Source organism: Candidatus Bathyarchaeia archaeon, from assembly GCA_041447175.1.
Classification (GTDB): domain Archaea; phylum Thermoproteota; class Bathyarchaeia; order Bathyarchaeales; family Bathycorpusculaceae; genus JADGNF01.
The window spans coordinates 1,757,230-1,776,764 of the sequence record CP166960.1; the positions used below are offsets into that span (position 1 = coordinate 1,757,230).

The 19,535-nt window shown below is 49.3% G+C and carries 21 protein-coding genes; 9 read left to right on the forward strand and 12 right to left on the reverse strand.

The genetic code is table 11. The features are described 5' to 3' along the window. Positions 1–103 precede the first annotated feature (103 nt). Genes ACBZ72_09110 through ACBZ72_09120 form a run of 3 tightly spaced genes read left to right on the forward strand, consistent with a single transcriptional unit; the run spans position 104 to position 4,064 of the window. Positions 104–2,020: a 4Fe-4S dicluster domain-containing protein gene (locus tag ACBZ72_09110; protein XES76330.1), complete on the forward strand. Its 1,917-nt coding sequence runs from the start codon at positions 104–106 to the stop codon at positions 2,018–2,020. Next, on the forward strand, positions 2,020–2,757 hold the full coding sequence (locus ACBZ72_09115) for an NADH:ubiquinone oxidoreductase (GenBank protein ID XES76331.1): 738 nt from the start codon (positions 2,020–2,022) through the stop codon (positions 2,755–2,757). The genes ACBZ72_09110 and ACBZ72_09115 overlap by 1 nt, the downstream gene beginning before the upstream one ends. Next, positions 2,754–4,064 (forward strand): Ni/Fe hydrogenase subunit alpha, encoded by a 1,311-nt coding sequence (locus ACBZ72_09120; GenBank protein ID XES76332.1) that lies wholly within the window; start codon positions 2,754–2,756, stop codon positions 4,062–4,064. The genes ACBZ72_09115 and ACBZ72_09120 overlap by 4 nt, the downstream gene beginning before the upstream one ends. A 14-nt stretch (positions 4,065–4,078) precedes the next feature. Here ACBZ72_09120 and acs read toward each other — a convergent pair whose 3' ends face one another. After that, entirely contained in the window at positions 4,079–6,913 is a 2,835-nt protein-coding gene (gene acs, locus ACBZ72_09125; GenBank protein XES76333.1) for an acetate--CoA ligase alpha subunit, read from the reverse strand. Between the two features lie 241 nt (positions 6,914–7,154). On the opposite strand from acs, the gene ACBZ72_09130 reads away from it, so the two are divergent. Continuing rightward, positions 7,155–7,577: a hypothetical protein gene (locus ACBZ72_09130; GenBank protein XES76334.1), complete on the forward strand. Its 423-nt coding sequence runs from the start codon at positions 7,155–7,157 to the stop codon at positions 7,575–7,577. Between the two features lie 402 nt (positions 7,578–7,979). Beyond that, complete coding sequence (locus ACBZ72_09135; protein XES76335.1) at positions 7,980–8,675, forward strand: HAD family hydrolase; 696 nt, start codon at positions 7,980–7,982, stop codon at positions 8,673–8,675. On the opposite strand, the gene ACBZ72_09140 is transcribed toward ACBZ72_09135, so the two are convergent. After that, the gene (locus tag ACBZ72_09140; GenBank protein ID XES76336.1) at positions 8,672–8,839 is read right to left on the reverse strand and encodes a hypothetical protein; all 168 of its coding nucleotides are present in this window, start codon (positions 8,837–8,839) and stop codon (positions 8,672–8,674) included. The two genes, ACBZ72_09135 and ACBZ72_09140, sit on opposite strands and share 4 nt — an antisense overlap. A 154-nt stretch (positions 8,840–8,993) precedes the next feature. Between ACBZ72_09140 and ACBZ72_09145 the strand changes: the two genes are divergently transcribed. Then, positions 8,994–9,524, forward strand: coding sequence for a type 1 glutamine amidotransferase domain-containing protein (locus ACBZ72_09145; protein ID XES76337.1), 531 nt, complete (start codon positions 8,994–8,996; stop codon positions 9,522–9,524). 144 nt (positions 9,525–9,668) lie between these two features. Here ACBZ72_09145 and ACBZ72_09150 read toward each other — a convergent pair whose 3' ends face one another. From ACBZ72_09150 to ACBZ72_09170, 5 genes are all read right to left on the reverse strand, one after another. Continuing rightward, positions 9,669–9,926, reverse strand: a complete 258-nt coding sequence (locus ACBZ72_09150) for a hypothetical protein (GenBank protein XES76338.1) — start codon at positions 9,924–9,926, stop codon at positions 9,669–9,671. Positions 9,927–10,056: 130 nt separating this feature from the next. Continuing rightward, complete coding sequence (locus tag ACBZ72_09155) at positions 10,057–10,719, reverse strand: HAD family hydrolase (GenBank protein XES76339.1); 663 nt, start codon at positions 10,717–10,719, stop codon at positions 10,057–10,059. 33 nt (positions 10,720–10,752) lie between these two features. Then, positions 10,753–11,568: a pyrroline-5-carboxylate reductase gene (gene proC / locus ACBZ72_09160; protein ID XES76340.1), complete on the reverse strand. Its 816-nt coding sequence runs from the start codon at positions 11,566–11,568 to the stop codon at positions 10,753–10,755. A 599-nt stretch (positions 11,569–12,167) separates the two neighbouring features. Next, entirely contained in the window at positions 12,168–12,308 is a 141-nt protein-coding gene (locus ACBZ72_09165; protein ID XES76341.1) for a hypothetical protein, read from the reverse strand. Between the two features lie 189 nt (positions 12,309–12,497). After that, a complete protein-coding gene (locus ACBZ72_09170; protein ID XES76342.1) occupies positions 12,498–13,718 on the reverse strand; it encodes a tRNA (guanine(10)-N(2))-dimethyltransferase in 1,221 nt (406 codons plus the stop codon). A gap of 81 nt (positions 13,719–13,799) precedes the next feature. Between ACBZ72_09170 and ACBZ72_09175 the strand changes: the two genes are divergently transcribed. Beyond that, positions 13,800–13,916, forward strand: coding sequence for a nucleoside-triphosphatase (locus ACBZ72_09175; protein XES76343.1), 117 nt, complete (start codon positions 13,800–13,802; stop codon positions 13,914–13,916). Beyond that, positions 13,909–14,349, forward strand: coding sequence for a nucleoside-triphosphatase (locus ACBZ72_09180; GenBank protein XES76344.1), 441 nt, complete (start codon positions 13,909–13,911; stop codon positions 14,347–14,349). The genes ACBZ72_09175 and ACBZ72_09180 overlap by 8 nt, the downstream gene beginning before the upstream one ends. On the opposite strand, the gene ACBZ72_09185 is transcribed toward ACBZ72_09180, so the two are convergent. The 4 genes from ACBZ72_09185 to ACBZ72_09200 form a co-directional block, all read right to left on the reverse strand. After that, positions 14,346–14,732: a PIN domain-containing protein gene (locus tag ACBZ72_09185; protein XES76345.1), complete on the reverse strand. Its 387-nt coding sequence runs from the start codon at positions 14,730–14,732 to the stop codon at positions 14,346–14,348. The two genes, ACBZ72_09180 and ACBZ72_09185, sit on opposite strands and share 4 nt — an antisense overlap. Then, positions 14,725–14,955, reverse strand: a complete 231-nt coding sequence (locus ACBZ72_09190; protein XES76346.1) for an AbrB/MazE/SpoVT family DNA-binding domain-containing protein — start codon at positions 14,953–14,955, stop codon at positions 14,725–14,727. The genes ACBZ72_09185 and ACBZ72_09190 overlap by 8 nt, the downstream gene beginning before the upstream one ends. A 113-nt stretch (positions 14,956–15,068) precedes the next feature. Beyond that, positions 15,069–15,842: an ABC transporter permease gene (locus ACBZ72_09195; GenBank protein ID XES76347.1), complete on the reverse strand. Its 774-nt coding sequence runs from the start codon at positions 15,840–15,842 to the stop codon at positions 15,069–15,071. After that, complete coding sequence (locus ACBZ72_09200) at positions 15,842–16,840, reverse strand: ATP-binding cassette domain-containing protein (GenBank protein XES76348.1); 999 nt, start codon at positions 16,838–16,840, stop codon at positions 15,842–15,844. The genes ACBZ72_09195 and ACBZ72_09200 overlap by 1 nt, the downstream gene beginning before the upstream one ends. Positions 16,841–17,228: 388 nt before the next feature. On the opposite strand from ACBZ72_09200, the gene ACBZ72_09205 reads away from it, so the two are divergent. Further along, positions 17,229–17,546, forward strand: a complete 318-nt coding sequence (locus ACBZ72_09205; protein XES76349.1) for a hypothetical protein — start codon at positions 17,229–17,231, stop codon at positions 17,544–17,546. Positions 17,547–18,180: 634 nt separating this feature from the next. On the opposite strand, the gene ACBZ72_09210 is transcribed toward ACBZ72_09205, so the two are convergent. After that, the gene (locus tag ACBZ72_09210; GenBank protein XES76350.1) at positions 18,181–19,527 is read right to left on the reverse strand and encodes an ArsB/NhaD family transporter; all 1,347 of its coding nucleotides are present in this window, start codon (positions 19,525–19,527) and stop codon (positions 18,181–18,183) included. Between the last annotated feature and the right edge of the window lie 8 nt (positions 19,528–19,535).

Below are 19,535 nucleotides of genomic sequence, written 5' to 3' on the forward strand. Positions count from 1 at the left end.
CACACATTTAACGCTAAATCCGTTTTATAGGAAAGCATTAAATGTAAACATCACCATAGTAGATTTAATTTATTTGTGTCTTCAAAGCTGAGTTGAAGAATAAATGAAAATACTCTTGAAAGAAGACTTCAACGATTTTGTTAACGCCCTAATAGAAGACGAGGCATGGAACGTCATAGGCGTCAAAGCCAAGGGCACAAAATTCACCTTTGACAACTTGGAATCCGCTAAGGAACTGCGGTTAGACTACGATGTGACTCTTCTTCCTCCAAAAAAATACTTTTTCCCTCAAAGAGAAACCCTCTTCACCTACAACCTATCGGGAGGCTTTTCAGCCAAAAACCCAGCCGAACCCAAACCTATGATCCTCATCGGCGTTCACCCCTACGACATCATTGCATTGTTTCACATGGACGAAATCTTTCGCGAAACCAAATCTGACCCCTACTACTTTGAAAAAAGAAAAGCCGCCGTAATAATCGGAGTAAACATCCAAAAAATGTCAAAATGGAATTTCTCAGCCTACATGGGCTGCGCAACCGTGGATTACGGCTACGACCTCATGCTAACTGACCTTGGAAACAGGTACGCCATCAGCGTCGGCTCCCAAAAAGGCGGGGAACTCTTAGAAAAGTACGCCAAAAACATCACCCAAGCCTACGCCCGGGACATCCAGTTGGTCGGCCAGAAAAAACGCGAAATAATGTACATGTCCCAACAAAAGCTTGAGTGCCCCGTTGAATTGATTCCTGAACTGCTGCACCAGACCTATGAGGAAAGCGGTTTTTGGGAGAAACACTCCGAAAAATGTTTAGCCTGCGGTTCCTGCGTGCTGGTCTGCCCAACCTGCTACTGCTTTGACGTGAAAGATAACCCAGACCTTTCCCTTGACCAAGGCGAAAGAATCCGCACTTGGGATGGCTGTCTGCTGGAGGATTTTGCCAAGGTTGCTTCGGGAGAAAACTTCCGCGCCACCCGCCCCACCAGATACCGACACAGATACTTCAAGAAAGGTAAGTACTTATTTGACCGCTTCGGCTTCATTTCGTGTGTCGGCTGCGGAAGATGCTCCTCCAACTGCCTACCAGACATCGCCAACCCCGTGAACCTCTTCAACGACATGTATAAAGAACACATGGACAAAGGCAACCAAGTCACCGCCGTAGCAACACCCGAAGTAAACATCGAAACCGAGGGAAACATCGACTACGTACCCAAGCTGGCAACAATCACCAAAAAAACGCAGATGACCGACAACGAGATGTTTTTTGAAATAAAACTTGACGATGGCTCCGAACTGGGACATAAACCGGGGCAGTTTGTGGAGTTGTCGGTTTTCGGCGTCGGAGAAGCCCCCATCTCGCTTTCGTCTCCGCCCACCAAAAAGGGTGCGTTTGAAATCTGCGTCCGCAAACTCGGCAACGTAACCACCAAACTGCACACGCTCCAAGTGGGTGACCGCGTCGGCATCCGCGGTCCCTTCGGCAACGGGTTTGACGTGAACTTCTTGAAGGGCAAGAACCTGCTTTTCGTGGCGGGCGGGTTAGGTATTGCGCCTTTGCGTTCGCTGTTTAACTATGTTTTGGATAACCGTAAGGAGTTTGGGCATGTCAGCCTGCTGTATGGCTGCAAGGAACCACGGGAGCTGCTTTTTAGGGACGAGATGATGGCGCTGCAGAGCCGCCCTGACGTTGAGTTCAAGTCCGCTGTCAACTGGTGCCCTGACGGGGAACTTTGGATGGGCAGCATCGGCGTCATAACAACGTTGATTCCGCAGGTCTCCTTTGACCCTGAGAACATCTACGCCATAATCTGCGGTCCCCCCGTCATGTACAAATACGTCATTGGAGACTTGAAAGCCAGAAACGTGCCAGACGACCACATAATCGTATCGCTGGAACGCCGAATGAAATGTGGCGTAGGCAAATGCGGTCACTGCCAAATCAACCAAATCTACGTCTGCAAAGACGGACCCGTGTTTAATTACTCAAAAATTAAAGGCATACCGGAGGCGCTGTAATGAAACCCAAAGTTGCGTTTTTTGATTTTGCGGGCTGCGAAGGTGACCAACTGCAAGTTGCTAACTTGGAGGAGGAGCTTCTGTCGCTTTTGGAGCAGGTGGAAGTGGTGACTTTCCGCGAGGTTATGAAGGAGAGAAGCAGCGACTATGACATCGCGTTCGTGGAGGGCTCATGTACGAGGCTTCAGGATGAGGACAGGCTTAAAGAAATCCGCAAAAACGCCAAAACCTTGGTCGCCATCGGCTCCTGCGCCACCATCGGCGGCATAAATTCTCTGCGAAACTACAAGGACCTTGACCAAGTTCGAAAAACCGTTTACGGCGAAGACGCAAAACTGTTTGACAGCTACGCCGCGCGCCCCATAGACGCGGTGGTGAAAGTGGACGCCTACGTTCATGGATGCCCAATTAACCGCGAGGAATTTTTGCAAGTGGTGAAGTCGTTGCTGCTGGGCAAAAAACCTGACATACCCACCTACCCTGTATGTGTAGAATGCAAGAAGAACGAGAACGTTTGCGCGTTTGAACGCGGCGAATTCTGCGTGGGACCTGTCACCCGTGCAGGCTGCAACAGCTGCTGCATCAACGAAGGCACGATATGTTGGGGCTGCCGCGGCTTAGTGGATAACCCTAACGAGAACAGCCAAAAAGAAGTCCTCATCAAGTACGGATTGACAGTTGACGACGCGATAGGGAAGTTTAAGTTGTATTTTGGTTGGCAGGAGGCAAAAAGATGAGCAAACCAGACTTAGACATCGAGGTTCATCACTTGACAAGGGTGGAGGGCCACGGCAACATCTATGTGAACATAAAAAATGGAGTCATAGAAAGATGTGAATGGCAAATTCCTGAAGCGCCCCGATTCTTTGAAGCCATGGTTGTGGGGCGAAACTGGAATGAACTGCACCACATCACCTCACGCATCTGCGGCATCTGCAGCATCGGACACACATTGGCGTCGTTAAAAGCCACCGAACAAGCCATGGACATAAGCATAAACGAACAGGACTTGAAGCTGAGAAAACTGGCGCTTCATGGAGAAAACATGCAAAGCCACCTGCTGCACGTTGGGTTTCTGGCGTTGCCAGACCTGATGGGTGTGGGCTCAGTCATCCCGTTAGCCTCATCCCATCCTGAAGAGCTTAAAACGGTCCTACGGCTTCACCGAACTGCCAACGAGATGTCTAACCTCATCTGCGGAAGAACCACCCATCCACAAAGGCTAATCCCAGGCGGTTTCTCAAAAATTCCGTCCCAAAGGCAGTTGGAGGGGCTTAAAAAGAAACTTCAAGACAGCATTTCGGACTTGCAAGCGGTCGCCAAACTCATACAAAGCGTAGCTTCAAAGTTCCCAGCGTTTGAGAGGGAAACCGAGTTTATTGGGTTAACCAACCCCGATGAGTACGCATTGTATGATGGGCTGGTGGCGTCGTCAGATACGGGCACCGCACCCGTTAACGAGTACATGACATTCACCAACGAATACATCGTGCCCACATCCACCGCGAAATGGGCAAAACACAACCGCGAATCCTACATGGTCGGCGCCCTTGCCAGACTAAACCTCAACTACAACAAGCTGTCTCCAATTGCCAAGCAGGTGGCAGAAATGTTTGAGCTAAAACCCGTATGCCACAACCCATTCATGAACAACATAGCTCAGCTTGTGGAGGTTGTTCACAGCGTCGAAGACTCACTGCGCCTAATTGACGAACTGGAAGCGGCTGGTTTGCAGCCTCAACCTGACTACTTCAAGCCCGAAGTCAAAGTTAAAGCTGGACGCGGCGTAGGCGCGGTGGAGGTTCCAAGAGGGCTCTTGTTCCACGACTACACCTACAACGCGAAGGGTGTGTGCACCAAAGCCAACTGTGTAATTCCCACCAACCAAAACCACGCCAACATCGACAAAGACCTCAAAGCCCTCCTGCCCACATTGCTGGATAAGCCCGAAAAAGAAATTGAGCTGAGCTTAGAAATGCTGGTTAGAGCTTATGACCCCTGCATCTCGTGCTCCACGCACGGCGTCAGGGTGCAGTTTGTCTAAGGAAAACTGAGAGGTTAAGCGGAGGTAAGTTCGGCTTCCTTCCGTTTCTCTTTGGCGGCGGACTCTTTGGGCGTGAGGGCTGTTTGTTTTTTATCCACAACCGAAAGGTCGGTTTGTTTTTCAGTTTCAGGTTTAAGCAGCAAGCAACGTTTGTCGGGGATTTCCTCGTTGAGGCTGAGGCTGCCTTTGACTGTGCCGTCGCCGAGGTATTCGATGTCAAAGCCCATCTTCTTGGTTAAGCTAAGGGCTCGGTAGTTATCAGGCAGCATTATGGCGTAAACGTTTTCGACGCCCATCTGTGTAGCGATGTCTAAGGCGTAGTCCACCAGCATAGTGCCTAACCCCAAGTTTTGCCATCGGTCACCCACGATAAATGCCATCTCGCCTGTTTTCCCGTCGGGTTCAACGCTGACGCGGCTGACCCCCAAAAGCTTGCGGCGTCCTTCTTGGACAAGCTCAGCGACTATGGCGATTTCGCGGTCGTAGTCGATGTTGCAGTAGCGAACGCGGACTTCATGGGGAGTGTCTTTGAGCATCTGGAAAAAGCGGTAACGGATGGCTTCTTCGCTGAAACTTTGGAACATCTCCAGCCACATGGGTTCATCTTCGGGTTTAATGGGACGCAAAAGAACCTCTTGCCCATTCTTCAAAGCCCACAAACGTTCATACTTTTTTGGGTACGGACTAATCACTAACTGCTCATGGGGAAAAAAAGTCTTGCAGACACTGGCTTTGTCAATTACCAAACGGGCATCAAGGATGCAAGCGTCTCTTTCGTCAATCAACATTGGGTTAATGTCGATTTCCTTTATCTGCGGGAAATCCATAAGCAACTGACTGAATAACAGCAGGGTTTCTTCGAGTTTTTTGAGGTCAGCGGGTGGAGAACCACGGTAGCCTTTGAGGAGCGTGTAGATTTTGGTTTCCTCCAACATTCGCCGAATCAGCGTCGTGTTAAGCGGGGGCAACCCCATCGAGTAGTCTTTGAAAAGCTCCACGCCTACGCCGCCCATGCCAAAAAGCACCACAGGCCCGAAAATGGGGTCGGTTTTTCCGCCGATGATGACTTCGTAGCCTTTCTTCTGCACCATGGGCTGCACGGTAACGCCGATTATTTGAGCGTTGGGGTTGTAGGCTGTGGCGCGTTGAATGAGTTTGTCAAAAGCTTCGCGCACTTCGTTTGCGTCATGCACGTTAAGGATAACGCCGCCTGCGTCGCTTTTATGTATGATTTGGGGGGAAAGAATCTTCATGACCACAGGGAAGCCCATTTGTTTGGCGTATACTATGGCTTCATCAACGTTGTTGGCAACTGCAGTTTTCACAACGGGGAAGTTGTAGTATTTGAGGATGCGTTTTGCTTCGTCTTCAGTTAGGACTTCGCGGTCTTCGAAGGCGGCGTTTCGAAGAATGACGTTTATGGGGCGTTTAGGTGGGGTGTCAAGAAGCACTTCTTCAGGGGTTTCATAGATGAGCTCGACGTTGCGTTGGTACTGGTACATGGTCATGTAGGTTTTAACTGCCTGCTCAGGCGTCGAGTAGGTGGGGATGTTGTTGGCGTTTAGGATGCTGTTGGCTTCCTCCACCGCGCCATAACCCATGAAGCTGGTTAAGATGGTTTTGTTTTGGAACGCTTTGCCTCTAACCAACTCCACAATGCCCTTGGCAATTTCAACCGATTGCGAAACGGCTTGTTGGGTGAAGATAATCAAAATTCCATCGATGTTCTCGTCGTTTAGGCACGCTTCAACTGCCGCCTTGTAGCGGTCAGCTTGTGCATCCCCTAAAACGTCGATGGGGTTGCCGTGACTCCAAAACGGCGGCAGAACCTGATTAAGCGAATCCAACGTGTTCTGGCTCAACTTCGCCAGTTTTCCGCCTTGTTCGATCAATGCGTCGGTGGTCATGACTCCGGGTCCACCCGCGTTGGTTATGATTGCTAAGTTGGGACCTTTGGGCAGAGGCTGAGTACCTAAAACTTCCGCCGCGTTGAAGAGGTCTGCGATTTCGGTGACGCGAACAATACCTGCCCGTTTGAAGGCGGCGTCATAAATGGCGTCTTCCCCCGAAAGAGAGCCTGTGTGCGAGGCGGCGGCTTTGGCGCTTTCACTGAACCTGCCCGATTTCACGACGATAATGGGTTTGGTGCGGGCGAAGTGTCGGGCGGCGCTCATGAATTTGCGGGCTTCCGTGATGCCCTCAACGTACATGAGGATGCTTTTGGTTTTAGGGTCAGTGCCAAAATAGTCAATAAGGTCACCGAAATCCACGTCAATCATGCTGCCCACAGAAACAAAGTTGCTAAAGCCGATGTTTTCGTGAATCGCCCAGTCAAGAATAGCTGAGCCTAGGGCACCGCTTTGGCTGAGAAACGCGATGTTGCCGGGTTTAGGAACTTTATCCACAAAGGTGGCGTTCAGGTTTACGCGGGGGCGGATGATACCGATGCAGTTTGGACCCACAATGCGCAGACCATATTTTTGGGCTGACTCCAAAATCTTTTCTTCCAGCTTTTTGCCTTCGGGACCAGTTTCTTTGAACCCCGCAGAAACGATGATGGCGCCTTTTACGCCAGCTTTCCCGCATTCTTCCACTACATCTGGAACCGTTTTGGCTGGCGTGGCAATCATGGCTAAATCGACGGGTTCCGGGATGGCTGCCACGTTTGGGTAAGTTTTGGTTCCTGCGATTTCGGGTTTGCGTAAATTAACAAAATAAACTTTGCCTGCGTAACCTAGCCGCGTGAAGTTTTTCACGATGGCATATCCGACGGAGCCCTCGGTGTCGCTGGCGCCGATAATAGCTACGCTTTGAGGATTAAAAATTTTGTCAAGGTTTAAAGTACCCATTACTGTGAACCCTCTACAAATAAGGGTCGTTAAAGGGGAAAATTAAAAGCTTATGCATCAACAATCACTCTATGATTGAAGCAACACGCCGAAACTTGGCGATTCGCGTGTTTTGCATGTTTAGGGTGCGCCGTCGCCTATTTTTGGTTTTTGCATCTAAGTCTGTTAAGGGGTTGTTGTTACCTTTGGCAGTCACATGCCCTTAAGAAACCCAGTTAACTGAATGTATGTGGTGAAAAACTTGATTTTAGGTGAAAAACTTTGGGAAGGTAAAGGTAAAACCATGGGTATGGCGGTTAAATCGGTGAGCGCAAATGGAGCAAACCAAGAATTCACTTGGACCGCAACAGTGAAGGGTTCGGACTGCGCTGAAGGCGTAGACGGCAACATCATGATTACGGCGATGGGCATGAAGGAGGCGATTGGGTTGGGCATCGCAAAAGGGCAAGGCATGATGACAACAACCTCGGGAGAGGTTGCGTTCATAAAGTCCTATGACATAAGCAAAATGGAAGACGGAAAAAGTAAAGCAATAGGCATTTGGAGCTTCATGACTGCGGCTGAGAAGCTTTCGTGGATGAATGACCTCATAGCCATCGTATGCACCACCTCTGCGGACCCGATGTGGATGGAATTTGACGTTGAGATTTATGAAACAAAATAGCCAGCAGCAGCTTAACCGAACCCTTTCTTTTGTGTCCCAAGTTTTTCTGAAAGTCTGCGCAGGAAATAGGAGGATAGTTCAGGTCAGGCTGAACAGTCAGGATTTCAAGCTGGGTCGGTTAAAGACAGAATTTTTTGACGAAACATCTATATAACAGCAATTTTATAACATTTCAAGGTTTTTCTGAACATACACTTTAAAAGTTTACGTCAGAAAAGGCATACAGGAAACGTTCAGGAATAATTGTGAACAGATGTCAAAGCAAGTAAAGGGAAGAGATATAACAGAGTGTTTTGTTGTTAGCCGTTAAAGCTGCATCTGGAGACTAAGGCAAACGTCCTAAACATGCCTCCTTCAACAGATGGAGTGCAGATAAATGTGCAACGCGAGAGTGAAACACGCGTGACGATAAAAGCAGTAATATTTGATTTAGACGGAACAATCGCAGCCTTCAATCTGGACTATAAAGCCCTCCGCGCCGAAGCCAAAAGTTACCTAATGAAAAAAGGCGTCCCCGCATCCCTCCTATCAATTAAAGAAAACATTTTTGAGATGCTTACAAAAACCGAGCTTTTCGTACACAACGCCCAGAAACCCGCCGGAACCATGGAGGAAATTCGAAAAGAAGTCTTGCAGTTAGCAGAGAAATTTGAACTGGAAGCGTCAGCGCAGACAAGTCTAATGCCGGGGTCACTAGAAACGTTAAAGGAGCTTAGGGCGATGGGGCTGAAAATTGGGTTATGCACGCTTAACAGCTTAAACTCAACAAAACGTATCCTAAAACGCTTCAAACTTACCCCCTACTTTGACACGGTTGTTACCCGCAATCAGGTGTCAAACTATAAGCCTAATCCAGAGCACTGCAACATCGCCGTTGCAAAGTTAGGTGTTGCAGCTTCAGAAACCGTTTTCGTCGGGGACAGCCCCACCGACATGCAAGCGGCAGCAGAAGCAAAAGCCACCGCCGTCGGGTTATCAACGGGAACCTTCACAAAGAAAGCGTTGATGAATCATGGTGCAAACTTTGTCATAACCTCAATTACGGATTTGCCTTTCCTGATTGAAGGCATAAACAAAGCCGCAGACATGACAGTTTAGGCTATTTTTTTCACTTTTAAACTGAGGGGTTTGTGGCAGTTTTCACATCGAGTAAAAACCAACTCGTATCCGTTTAGGAGGTCAAATTGCCGCTGCTCATAAAACCGATGCAGTGAGTGGTCACAAATTGCCTGACAAACGTCGGTCAACTTTTTGCTGTTCATGCGCTCTTCCCAATATCGTTTAAACGTCTTATAAAAATAACGTTTATGGATGATTCTTCTGTTCAGCTACACTGAACCAACTAGAGTTTTTATCGTGTGTAACCTTCCTCCCTACAGGATTTGTCGATTAATTATGAGTGGTATGAAGAGAATTTTGATTTTTGTAGAAAACGGCGTTGAAGACTCCGAGTTCATTTACCCATTTTACCGTTTCCAAGAAGAAAGCTACAAAATAGATGTTGTTGCCCCCAAAAGTAACGAAGCCTATTTGGGAGAGCACGGGGTACCCTTCACTTCGAACATTTCTCCCCGACAAGTCAACCTTGAAGAATACGACGCCATTGTCATTCCTGGTGGACGAGCCCCCGACAACATGCGCATAAACAGAGAATTAGTCAACATAGTCGCCGAAGCCAACAACAAAGGCAAAGTTATCGCCGCCATATGCCATGGACCCCAAATGCTCATCGAAGCAGGCATCGTTAAGGGCAAAACAGCCACAAGTTGGCCGTCAATTAGAACCGACCTAAAAAATGCAGGCGCAAAAGTCGTAGACCAAGCCGCAGTCGTCGACGGCAACTTGGTTACCTCCCGTGCCCCCAGTGACCTGCCACAATTCTGTAAAGCCACCATCAACCTTCTGGCGCAGCTTCACCGCGCAGCCTCAAAAGTGGCACCCATGTGAACTCAAACAACGTTTAAGCGGGGTGTTTAGCAAAGCCAAAGTATGGCAACAGGCGGTGGTTAGTGGAGCGGCGTGCACCCATCAAAATTTAAAGGAGGAGAGAGGGGAGGAAGAGGAATCCTGGATGCACGCCACACGCGTTGGTTAGATTTGGTCAATATAAAACGCGGTCACAAGTTTGGTTTTCATGCTAAGTTTTCCTTTGTGTTTGGGCGGCTTGATTTTTTGGGCGGTTCGGCTGGTTATGAAAACTGAATCGCCTTTGTCGAGGCGTTCCTGCACGGTTAGGTAGTCAACTTGTCGTACTTCATGGACTTCGACTTCTTGGCTGGCATCGTTCCGTAAGAAGAGCACTTGAAACTTGCAGGGCACCTGTTTCATTTCCAGCATATCTGAGAACATAAGCCGTTTCACCTTGCGCCGATTACTATGATTAAAATAACGGTGAGTGTCTACTGAGTATTTTCTCTTCGAAAATTCTTAAAGCTATGTGACTGCCGCCGCACAGCAACATAAAACCCAAATTAGGGCGTTACTTCAAAATTAACCGAAGAATAGGCGCGGTGTTCTGAAGCGAATCCAGAACCAAATCTGAACCCGCCGCAGAGAGTTCAGCAACGGAATAGGCGCCCTGAGCAACGGCGACGCAGGTCATGTTTGCAGCTTTGGCGGCTTGAACGCCAAAAAGGGAGTCTTCAACAACAACACACGCTGAAGGGGTACTTTCCAAGGTTTGGGCGGTTCTCAAAAAGATTTCAGGGTCAGGCTTAGATTTACTAACTTCATTAACGGTTACAACTACATTGAAGAATTTGCCCAAATCTAAAACGTTCAGCAGGTGCTCAATGATTTGGCGGTTATTCATGGAGGCTAAACCCAGCTTAACTTTGCCACGTAAAGATTCTAAAAGGTCAAGGGCATCAGGGAACAGGTTGACTTTGTCGGTGTTTTCAAGGGCAACCCGAATTTTCGCGGCTACCAAACGCCCAACCAACTGCTCGTCAAAACTTTGCCCTTTTGATTGAAGAATTTCCCTAAACGTCCACGCGGCGCCGATGCCTATGCGGCGTTCGATGAATTCATCGGAAACATCAAAATGGACAACTTCACGTAGCGCCCCATGAAAAGAAGCCAAAATCGCCTCTTTCGTGTCCGCTAACGTGCCATCCCAATCAAAGATAACAGACTCAAACATCCACAAACCTCCCGCTTGCTGGACGTGCGTGGTTTAGTGTTTTTCTTGGGGGGCAACTTTTTCGCGAATCAACTCGCTTTTCTTGGTTGCCTGCTCCACCGCCCGCATCAACGCCTGCCGCACACCGCTGCCCTCCAACTCGCAAATCGCTTCGATTGTTGTGCCTCCGGGTGTGGTGACCATGTCGCGGATTTTAGCGGGGTGCTCAGGCAACTCCAAGATAAGTTTGGCGGTTCCCAGCATGTTCTGCACTGCGGCTTTTTCAGCAATGTTTCGAGGCAAACCAACCTTGAGCCCCGCGTAGGTTAAGGCTTCAGCTATTATGGACAGGTAGCCAGGTCCGCTTCCGCTAAGCCCAGTGATGGCATCCATGTACTTCTCATCCATTTCCTCACAAAGCCCCATCATACCCAACAGCGCCTTGAGTTTTTCTTTGTCTTCAGCGGTTACGTCGGAGTCACAGCAAAACGCCGTATACGAAGCTTGCACCAAAGCTGCAACGTTTGGCATAATGCGCACCACTTTGGCTTCGGGGACCTGTTTTTTGAGGAACCACAGGGGCACCGTGGCAGCGGTGGAAATCACCAGTTTGCCTTTGACTTCTTTGCTGATGCCTTGGAGGACGGCTTTGAGGTCGCCGGGTTTGACGCTGACAAAAACGATGTCGGCTCCTGCGGCGGCTTTGCAGTTGTCGGTTGTCACCTTCACGCCAAGGGCTTCCAGCTCCTGCAGTTTTTGGGTTGCAAAGTCAGCTGCAACTATTTTGCCTTGGTAGTTGCCTTTGAGGAAGCTTTTGATTATGGCGCCGCCCATCATGCCGGTGCCGATTACCGCAATTTTGTCAGACACGTTACGTTCACCCTTTTGCTTTTACCTTTGTGGTTTTGGCTCTTAAACTTTTATTTCAAAATATCCATGTTGTAGTTAATCAAGCTATCAAACCACAATAACAACTTTTACTCAAAGAAGAAGCTGCGGGATTGGGTGGGTTTGGGTCAAGGAGGAGGCATAGCGCCCACATAAAGAGACATTATCTTAAAGGCCTCTACATTTTTTTGTTCAATGGTAAAATACATTTTAAAGGAAAAGGTTTCGCCAGTTTCTAAACTAAAGATAGGAGCGGGTATTTCGGCGGGCACTCTTGGAAGGGGTGGAGTGACGTTCGTCGTATTAATAGTTCTGTTGTCTCCATCATACAGTAAGGCGCTAAGAGATACTTCAGAGGTAGTGGAGTTCGGGAACCCCACAGACAACGAGGAAGGAAGAGGGTAATCGGAACTGTAGTCGCTTCTTACCGTGACATTGATGATAAAGCATTGATCACCCTTGTGAATTTCAGGCGAACCTGAACCAGGATATACCCGGGCATTTTCAAAGGGGTACTCACCATAGCTTGGAATTGCAGATATTAAAAAAATCCTAGTTTCAGTGCCATATAATTTAATGTATTACGACGCAGCAGGTTTAATGTCCGAAGACGATATTTCGCCATCAAAGGTAAGCTTGGTGACCAATAAAGAAGTTAATGAGGCGGCAAACGCGACAACAAGGATTACCAAAACAGCCTCTGCTTTTTGGCGTTTATCCATAAACAGCCCCCACGATAGCAGTAAAAGTTAACCGTATAAAGCCTTTCCTCAACGGGGATTCTATGGGTTCCCCGTCTGAGCAATCGGCCTCTGCGGTCTTGACGGTTTTGCTGGAGCACTTCTCAGAAAACAAAAAAGGAACATTAGCATTCTTATGGGATAACGTAGGAAGGCGCTTCAGGCGATAAGCTATTGGGTTTTTAGAGCCAGGCTCTTCATTATGCGTTGCATTTCTGAGGCGGAGGCGTTGGTTCGGACGCCACGAGGGTTAAAATGCGTTGGCACCGCAAGGTAGCCCGCGTCTGTTAGGGCGCCAAAGAACGCGGCAACTGAGGGCGCGGGCAAACGAAATTTCCCGCTCAGTCTGTCCAACACATGATACATCGGCGGCGCTTCTGCTTCGCCTCGGGTGAGTGTGAGGAGTTTGGCAAGTTTGCGGCTGTTTCGAAAAGCCCGTTGCTGGTTCTCTTGCAACATTGAATCGATGAATGGGGCATCAAAGAGTTTGCCTATCCATAGGGGTCCTGCCCAGTCCATTGTGGCGCCGCATTCGGGGCATTTTCTGCCTGTTTCGGGGAACGGTTTAGCTGTGGTTTCGCGGTGTAGGCAGTTGAAGCAGTGGAGCAGGTAGCCCATCTGTTTGAGGCTGTCGTCGGCTTTCTGGCAGCCATAGCCGATTTGGGTGTAGACGCGGATGTAGTGGTCGCTGCAGTGGCTGAAAAGAACGTGGGTGCCGATGTCGTGTTTGGCTGCTGTTTGGGCGACGGCTCCTGCGAGGAGGCGGATGGCGAGTTCTTGGCAGTATTCGGTGCGTAGGGGTTTGCCGCCGTATTTGCGCAGGCAAGCTTTGGGGTGAACTCCGCAGAGGGGCGCCATGTCTGTGGCGGTGGTGGCAAGCAAGCCCTTGTTGCGTAGCGCCTGCACGGAGGCGTCAAGGTGGGGCGCGGGGGTTCCAAAGGGGTCAATGTCAACTACATCAAACCGGGTCTTGGGGGCGCTGTGCTCGATGAGCAGCCGGTTAGCGTCCTTGTGGGCTATGGATACGCGGTCTTGCAGGTTGTTGAGGGCAACGTTGTGGGTGGCGAGTTGGACGCTGTGCAGGTTTATGTCGCCGCTGACCACTTCGTTGACCCCTTCAATTTCAGAGGCAAACCGCAGCCCCCTGATGCCCGTCGCGGTCAAGGGTTCACATATTTTTATTTCCCTGTCAACCATGCGTTGATAGGCTTGAAACACCAGCACGGAGAGGTCGCGGTTAAACTCCATGACGGGGTTGTAGAAAACGGGGGCTCGGCTGGGGGCGTAGTCGGAGGGGCAAACGCCAAAAGCTGAAAGCTTAGGAACCAAGAGGCAGATTTTGCCTTCGATTACGGTTTCGGAGGGAAAATCAGGTGTGTAGGGGGTACTCATTATTTTTTGCGCCGCTTCGGTTTGTGTTGGAGAAAGGTTTTATGCTCATATTAGACTTCTGGTTAAGCTGAGGCAAAGACTTTGGAAAAAAGGGTTCTGGTTCTGACAGGGGCACCGGGTGTGGGCAAAACCACCGTGCTGGCAAAGACGGTTAGCGAATTGAAAGCACGAGGCATCAGGCGTTGGGGGCATGTTTAGCCGCGAAGTCCGCGAAGGGGGCACGCGGGTAGGGTTTGAGGTGGTGGATGTTGCTAACGCGAAAGTGGGCTGGCTGGCACACGTAAATGGGCAGGGGAGCCCACAGGTAGGCAAGTACCACGTTAACCTTGCAGACCTTGAAGCCATCGGCGTCAAAGCCATCTCGGAAGCCACCGAAAAGCAAGATATGGTGGTTATTGACGAAGCTGGTCCGATGGAGCTGTTTTCGGAAAAATTCAAACAAGCCACACGCAAAGCATTGGAGAGCCAAAAGTTGATTCTTGCAGTGGTGCATCAGAAAGCCCAAGATAAACTGATTACAGAAGTAAAAGGCAGACCTGACACAGAAACCTTCATGGTTACCGTGGAAAATAGGGAAACACTCAACGAGACATTAGCCGAAAAGGCGATGGCGTTTCTGCAGCAAACCTAAAGCCAAGCGGTTTTGATTTCGCCCACACCCTTAAAATGCGGGTCATCAGAAAGACAAGTTGCCTGCAGCATAGCCGCGGTCGCCGCGATGACGCTGTTAGCCATGTTGAGGCGGTATTTGTGGCGGAGTTGGGCGCTGGTTTTGGCGATTTCTGCGTCCACATTTACAATTTTGAAGTCTTTTTCCAGAAGCGTAGCCCTGAGCTCGGCGGTTTCTTGCCCTTCGGTCTCCAGGGTTAGCCAGTAGATTTCGTGCAGGACCATGGCGGAGATGAAGCGTTCTTTGGCGGTGCGGATGGCTTCGCGGGTTTTGTGGAGTATGGTGGCTTCTGGGCTGTAGTAGTGTTCGAGGAAGAATCGGGTGTCGTAGAGGGTTTTAGGCATCTAGGTCCCTGAGTTTCTCGAGCATTTTTTTCATCTGGTCGGGCGTGGCGAACCGTGCGCCTGAGCCTGCCAGGTCGAGGGTGGATTTTTTGGGTCGGAGGAGGATGCCGTCGTTGGTGTCGAGGACTTGGAGGCGGGTGCCTTCTTCGATGTTGTATTTTTCGCGGAGTTTGATGGGGATGGTGGTTTGGCCTTTGCGTGTGACTATGACTTCATCTTCCATACCGATTCACAGTACTACCTATTCTTGGTAGTACTTATAAATTTTATTACACCACATAGGTACTACCCTACCAAAGTACTACCAAATGCAACTCACAAAAACGCAAAAGCAACTCAACTGACGACTTTCCGAAACTGAAACAACGTCGCACTCATCGTAACCACGGCCACCAACCCAATCACCCCCCAAGCAGGAAGAATCGTCGCCCAATCATACCCCACAATCATAAACGCTCGACAAGCCTCCACAGCATAACTAATCGGGTTAAACTGCGACACAAACTGCACCCACTCCGGCAAAAAATCAAGCGGAAACAACGCCGGACTCAAAAACAACAACGGAAAAGTAATAAACCCACCAATCGCAAAAACCGTCTCCGAACTCCGAGTCTTCATGCCAATAGCCAAAGAAATTCCCGACCACGCCAACCCAAAAAAGGCGATAGTAAAGAAAATAAACAGGACCCCAAGCACCCCTGTTACCACGTAGGCGCCCAAAAGGTAAGCCAGCCCCAAAATTATCGCGGACTGAATCACCACCCTAAACGCATCACTAAGCAGTCTGCCCAGCAGAATCGCTGGACGCTGAACAGGCGTCACCAACATCTTCTGCAAATACCCCGAGTCAATGTCGGCAACAATCGAGTTTCCCGACTGCAACGCGCTGCTAAAAGCGTTCTGCAAAAGAATGCCCGCCGTTGCGAACTGCAGGTAACTCACCCCAGGCGGTAAAACCCCCGGAACATTAGCAAGTCTTGTTAGCAGCTGGGTGAACAGAACCAGAAAAACAATGGGCTGAAACAAAGAGAAAAACAGCAGAATGGGGTTTCGAACCAGCTTCTTAAGGAACCGCACAAACAGGTAACGGGTATCAGAAAGCAGCGTCATTATCGTCTCCCCCTAAACGGCGTGGCGCTTTTTGCTCTAACAAGCTCTTCAGTGCGGATTCTTCGCCCCGTATGCTTCATGAAAACATCATCGAGGGTTGGCGAAGAAAACGTGACATAGGAAAGGCGAATGTCGCTGCTATCCAGCGCCCGTACGATGTCAGCTATGAGAATGCCTGCGTGTTTGGCGTACACATTGAGGCATTCTTCGGAGTCGAGGATTTCGGAGACCCCAGTCATGCTTTTGATAAGTTCTTTTGCTCTAATGCGGTCTTTGGCGCAGTCTTCCAAGGCGATTTGAATGCTGTCGGCGCCGATTTCGCTTTTAAGTTGAGCAGGCGAGCCGCTGGCAACAATTTTGCCAAAATCGATAATGCTGAGGCGTTTGCAGAGGCGGTCCGCCTCCTCCAAGTACTGGGTGGTCAAAAAGATGGTTATGTCCTCTTCCTTGTTGAGCCTTTGCAGGTAGCTCCAGATGGTTGAACGTGATTGGGGGTCTAACCCCGTGGTGGGCTCATCCAGAAACAGAAGCTTAGGTTTGTTAATAAGGGCAGTTGCCAAGTCGAGGCGTTTTTTCATCCCACCAGAATAGTTACGAGCACGTTTATCCGCAACCCGCTTCAACTCCACCAACTCCAAAAGCTCATTGACGCGTGTTTTGAGTTCGCTGGTGTTCATTTGGAAAAAATGCCCTTGAAGTTCAAGGTTTTCTCTGCCTGAAAGGTCGCCGTCAACCGTTGTTTCTTGGCTTTGGACGCCTATGATTTTGCGGATTTTGCCGGCGTCCTGATTGATGCCGTAGCCTGCAACTTTGACTTCGCCGCGGGTTTTTTGAAGAAGCGTGGTTAGGATTTTGATGGTGGTGCTTTTGCCAGCGCCGTTGGGTCCCAGAAAACCGAAGAATTCGCCGTCTTGCACGTTGAAGGAGATTTGGTCTATGGCTTTGGTTCCGTCGGAGTAAACAAGAACTAGGTCTTTGACAGAAATTAAATCAGCCATAAAATAGCCTACTATGCTAGGATTTCAGTTTGATATTAGGGTATGTGACTGCGAAATTACACCCACACAGCGTCTTGGGCGGGGGTTAAGTGGCATTCCAGTGGAAATTGTAGTTTGTTGTAGTGTCGATACAGTCACAAGTTTTTATAAGGAAACACCAACACAAGATGTAGTCAGTGTCCTGAAGCCATCAGACGTTGCACCGAGTTTGGCGGGTCGAGCGTTAACACGCATGTAGGTTCCAAGTAAGTCCCCTCATCCCCAGTGAAGGTTTTCTATGCCTATGCGGGTTAACAAAGCAAAACCCGCCAAACACTCCTTTTGGAAAACAAAAGTGAGGCTCTGGCGCTCAGCACCACTTTAAGGATGCAAGCTTGACGTAGGTTTCTTGCAGACAGACCGTTGGTTCAAAAAGGAAACGAGTTTTGAGGTAGAGGAAATGAATCGGCAAGAAGCCACCAATGTACTGCGAGAGTTAATAGTTGAATGCGATGGAATGCTTCTCCTGAGTTGTGTTTCTCTTTCACATGTAAAAACTCAAAATCCGAATAAAACGGAAGATTATGAAATGTACATTTCCTGCGGAATCAACGAAAGGTTACGGAGAACCATGACGGCGGTTCTTGATAGGCACCAATTGGTTATGAAAGAGAAAAACTCGGGAAGCGGGGTGATTATCTTTCGCCCCAGCCACCAAAACGAATAAAAGCCATCAAAAAAACTAGAATAACGTAGATTTTTCATTAAAAATTTAGACAAATGTTGTTGCATTTATACAGTCACAAATTTATATTAACTTTCGTTGGGAAATGTATTTTGTGTCCTGAAGCCATCAAGCGTTGCATCAAGTTTGGCGGGTCAGGCGTAGGCAAAAACGCGGAATCAATTGTCCCCTCATTCCCCAGTAAAGTCCCCTTTTCTTCTCCGCGCCTAACCCACGAACCGAGGCCCGTCAAACCATAATTTTGGGCACCCTGAGGCTTTAGTGAAAAACTTTTGGATTTTGGAGACGTAAGTTTTTGGTTGATTCAGGCAATGTTTGTCCTAAGTGTGGAAGAAACGCAATGGTGACTGAGGTTGATCCGAACTCGGGGCAGATTTTCATAGTCTGCTCCAACAAAGCGTGCCGCACAATAAAAGCAAAAGGCTGGTTCTAAGAAAACAGTTTGTACGTAGCAGAATGTTGAGCCTAATGGTAATCAGGTTAAGCAAAACAACAGACGCGCAGTTCCAAAAACAGAAAGCCATAGACCTATTTGGATGCTAATATTAATTCGATGCAGAACCTATAGAGGGGAGGGTCGGCACTGTTAGATTCCACACGTATCGGAAGCGGAAACTCAAAGAGTCAACGTGAAACCCGCACTCAACTCAAACCACAAAACCACAGATGCCACTCCTACCTCCACGATGGACAACACCGCGCCGACTTTGAGGTACTCTTTGAGGCTAATGTTTACGCCTTTCCGCCGCATGGTTTCCAGCCACATCAAAATCGCCAACGACCCCAACGGGAAAAAATGCGGACCCAAATTGTTCCCTATCAGGTTACTAAAAATCAGCCTTGTCAACTGGGTCCCGGATGCGCCGAGATGGTGAATGCTGAGCATGCCCAGAATCGTCATAGACCAGTTGTTTAGGAAACTGGCTCCCACAGTAACGACCATGCTGGGTACGAAGACGCCCAGCACTGACGGCAACTGGCTCGTTGTCTGCAGTGCTTGGGCTAAAAGGTTGGTTATGCCAGCGGTTTCTAGACCCTGCACCACGATAAAGATGCTAAACATAAAGAGCAATATGTCCCAGTTGATGTCACGGACCAATTGCAAAAGCCCCTTTCTGCTGCCGTTCACGGAGCCAGTATACCTGAGCATAAACCCATAGACGGCACCCAAAAAGACTGCACCGCTACAAATAACCAAAGAAACCGGGAACCTGCCCAGCGAAGTCAACACGTAACCCACATCCACCGCCGCCAACGTGCCAAAACAAATCCGCAGCAAAACCGGCGAAATCACCTGTTTCCCACCCGTCAACACGTCGGCTGCGGCGGGGTTGGAAACTTTAGGGATACTGTGTCGGAAAAACAGGTAGACAATAAGGATGCTACTTGTGATGGTTGCGACGGCGATGGGCGCCATGAATTTGAGGTGGTCAAGGAAGGTGTAGCCGAAGAAGTCGGCGCTTAGGATGTTGATGGGATTACTGGTTATAAGAGGCATGGCGGCGGTGTCAGCGATTAAGCCTGCACTAAAGAGGTAGGCGAGTCTGCCTTTAGCGTCGATGTTGAGGCAGTTGATGATTTCGAGAACTATGGGAATTAGGATGAGAACGGCGCTGTCGTTAGCAAATAGGATGCTGACGACGACGGTGAGAAAGGTCACATAGAAGTAAAGCTTAAGGCCACTGCCTCTTGCTAACTTTACCACGCGCAGCGCTGCCCATTTGAAGAAGCCCATGGCATCTAAAACCACCGAGAGCGCCACGATGCCCAAAAAAGCCAGCGCCGCATCCCAGATGTCAAGAAAAGAAGCTGCCGCCTGACCCATTGTGACGGTGCCCAGCAGAAGCGAAACCACTGCGCCGATGCCTGCCGCGTACCCCAGCCGTAAACCCCGCGGACGTCGAATCATCAAAAACAACGTCCCAGCAAAAACAGCTAACGCAGCAACCGACAGGGTGTCCAAACAGAGCC

Bases quoted from the DNA above. Each gene is read 5' to 3' on its own strand.
- ACBZ72_09200 (XES76348.1), bottom strand. From the start codon at position 16,840: ATGGCTGATTTAATTTCTGTCAAAGACCTAGTTCTTGTTTACTCCGAC.
- ACBZ72_09180 (XES76344.1), top strand. From the start codon at position 13,909: ATGTTTAGCCGCGAAGTCCGCGAAGGGGGCACGCGGGTAGGGTTTGAG.
- ACBZ72_09140 (XES76336.1), bottom strand. From the start codon at position 8,839: ATGAACAGCAAAAAGTTGACCGACGTTTGTCAGGCAATTTGTGACCAC.
- ACBZ72_09110 (XES76330.1), top strand. From the start codon at position 104: ATGAAAATACTCTTGAAAGAAGACTTCAACGATTTTGTTAACGCCCTA.
- ACBZ72_09185 (XES76345.1), bottom strand. From the start codon at position 14,732: ATGCCTAAAACCCTCTACGACACCCGATTCTTCCTCGAACACTACTAC.
- ACBZ72_09155 (XES76339.1), bottom strand. From the start codon at position 10,719: ATGTTTGAGTCTGTTATCTTTGATTGGGATGGCACGTTAGCGGACACG.
- acs (XES76333.1), bottom strand. From the start codon at position 6,913: ATGGGTACTTTAAACCTTGACAAAATTTTTAATCCTCAAAGCGTAGCT.
- ACBZ72_09170 (XES76342.1), bottom strand. From the start codon at position 13,718: ATGAGTACCCCCTACACACCTGATTTTCCCTCCGAAACCGTAATCGAA.
- ACBZ72_09150 (XES76338.1), bottom strand. From the start codon at position 9,926: ATGTTCTCAGATATGCTGGAAATGAAACAGGTGCCCTGCAAGTTTCAA.
- ACBZ72_09190 (XES76346.1), bottom strand. From the start codon at position 14,955: ATGGAAGATGAAGTCATAGTCACACGCAAAGGCCAAACCACCATCCCC.
- ACBZ72_09115 (XES76331.1), top strand. From the start codon at position 2,020: ATGAAACCCAAAGTTGCGTTTTTTGATTTTGCGGGCTGCGAAGGTGAC.
- ACBZ72_09195 (XES76347.1), bottom strand. From the start codon at position 15,842: ATGACGCTGCTTTCTGATACCCGTTACCTGTTTGTGCGGTTCCTTAAG.
- ACBZ72_09120 (XES76332.1), top strand. From the start codon at position 2,754: ATGAGCAAACCAGACTTAGACATCGAGGTTCATCACTTGACAAGGGTG.
- ACBZ72_09165 (XES76341.1), bottom strand. From the start codon at position 12,308: ATGGATAAACGCCAAAAAGCAGAGGCTGTTTTGGTAATCCTTGTTGTC.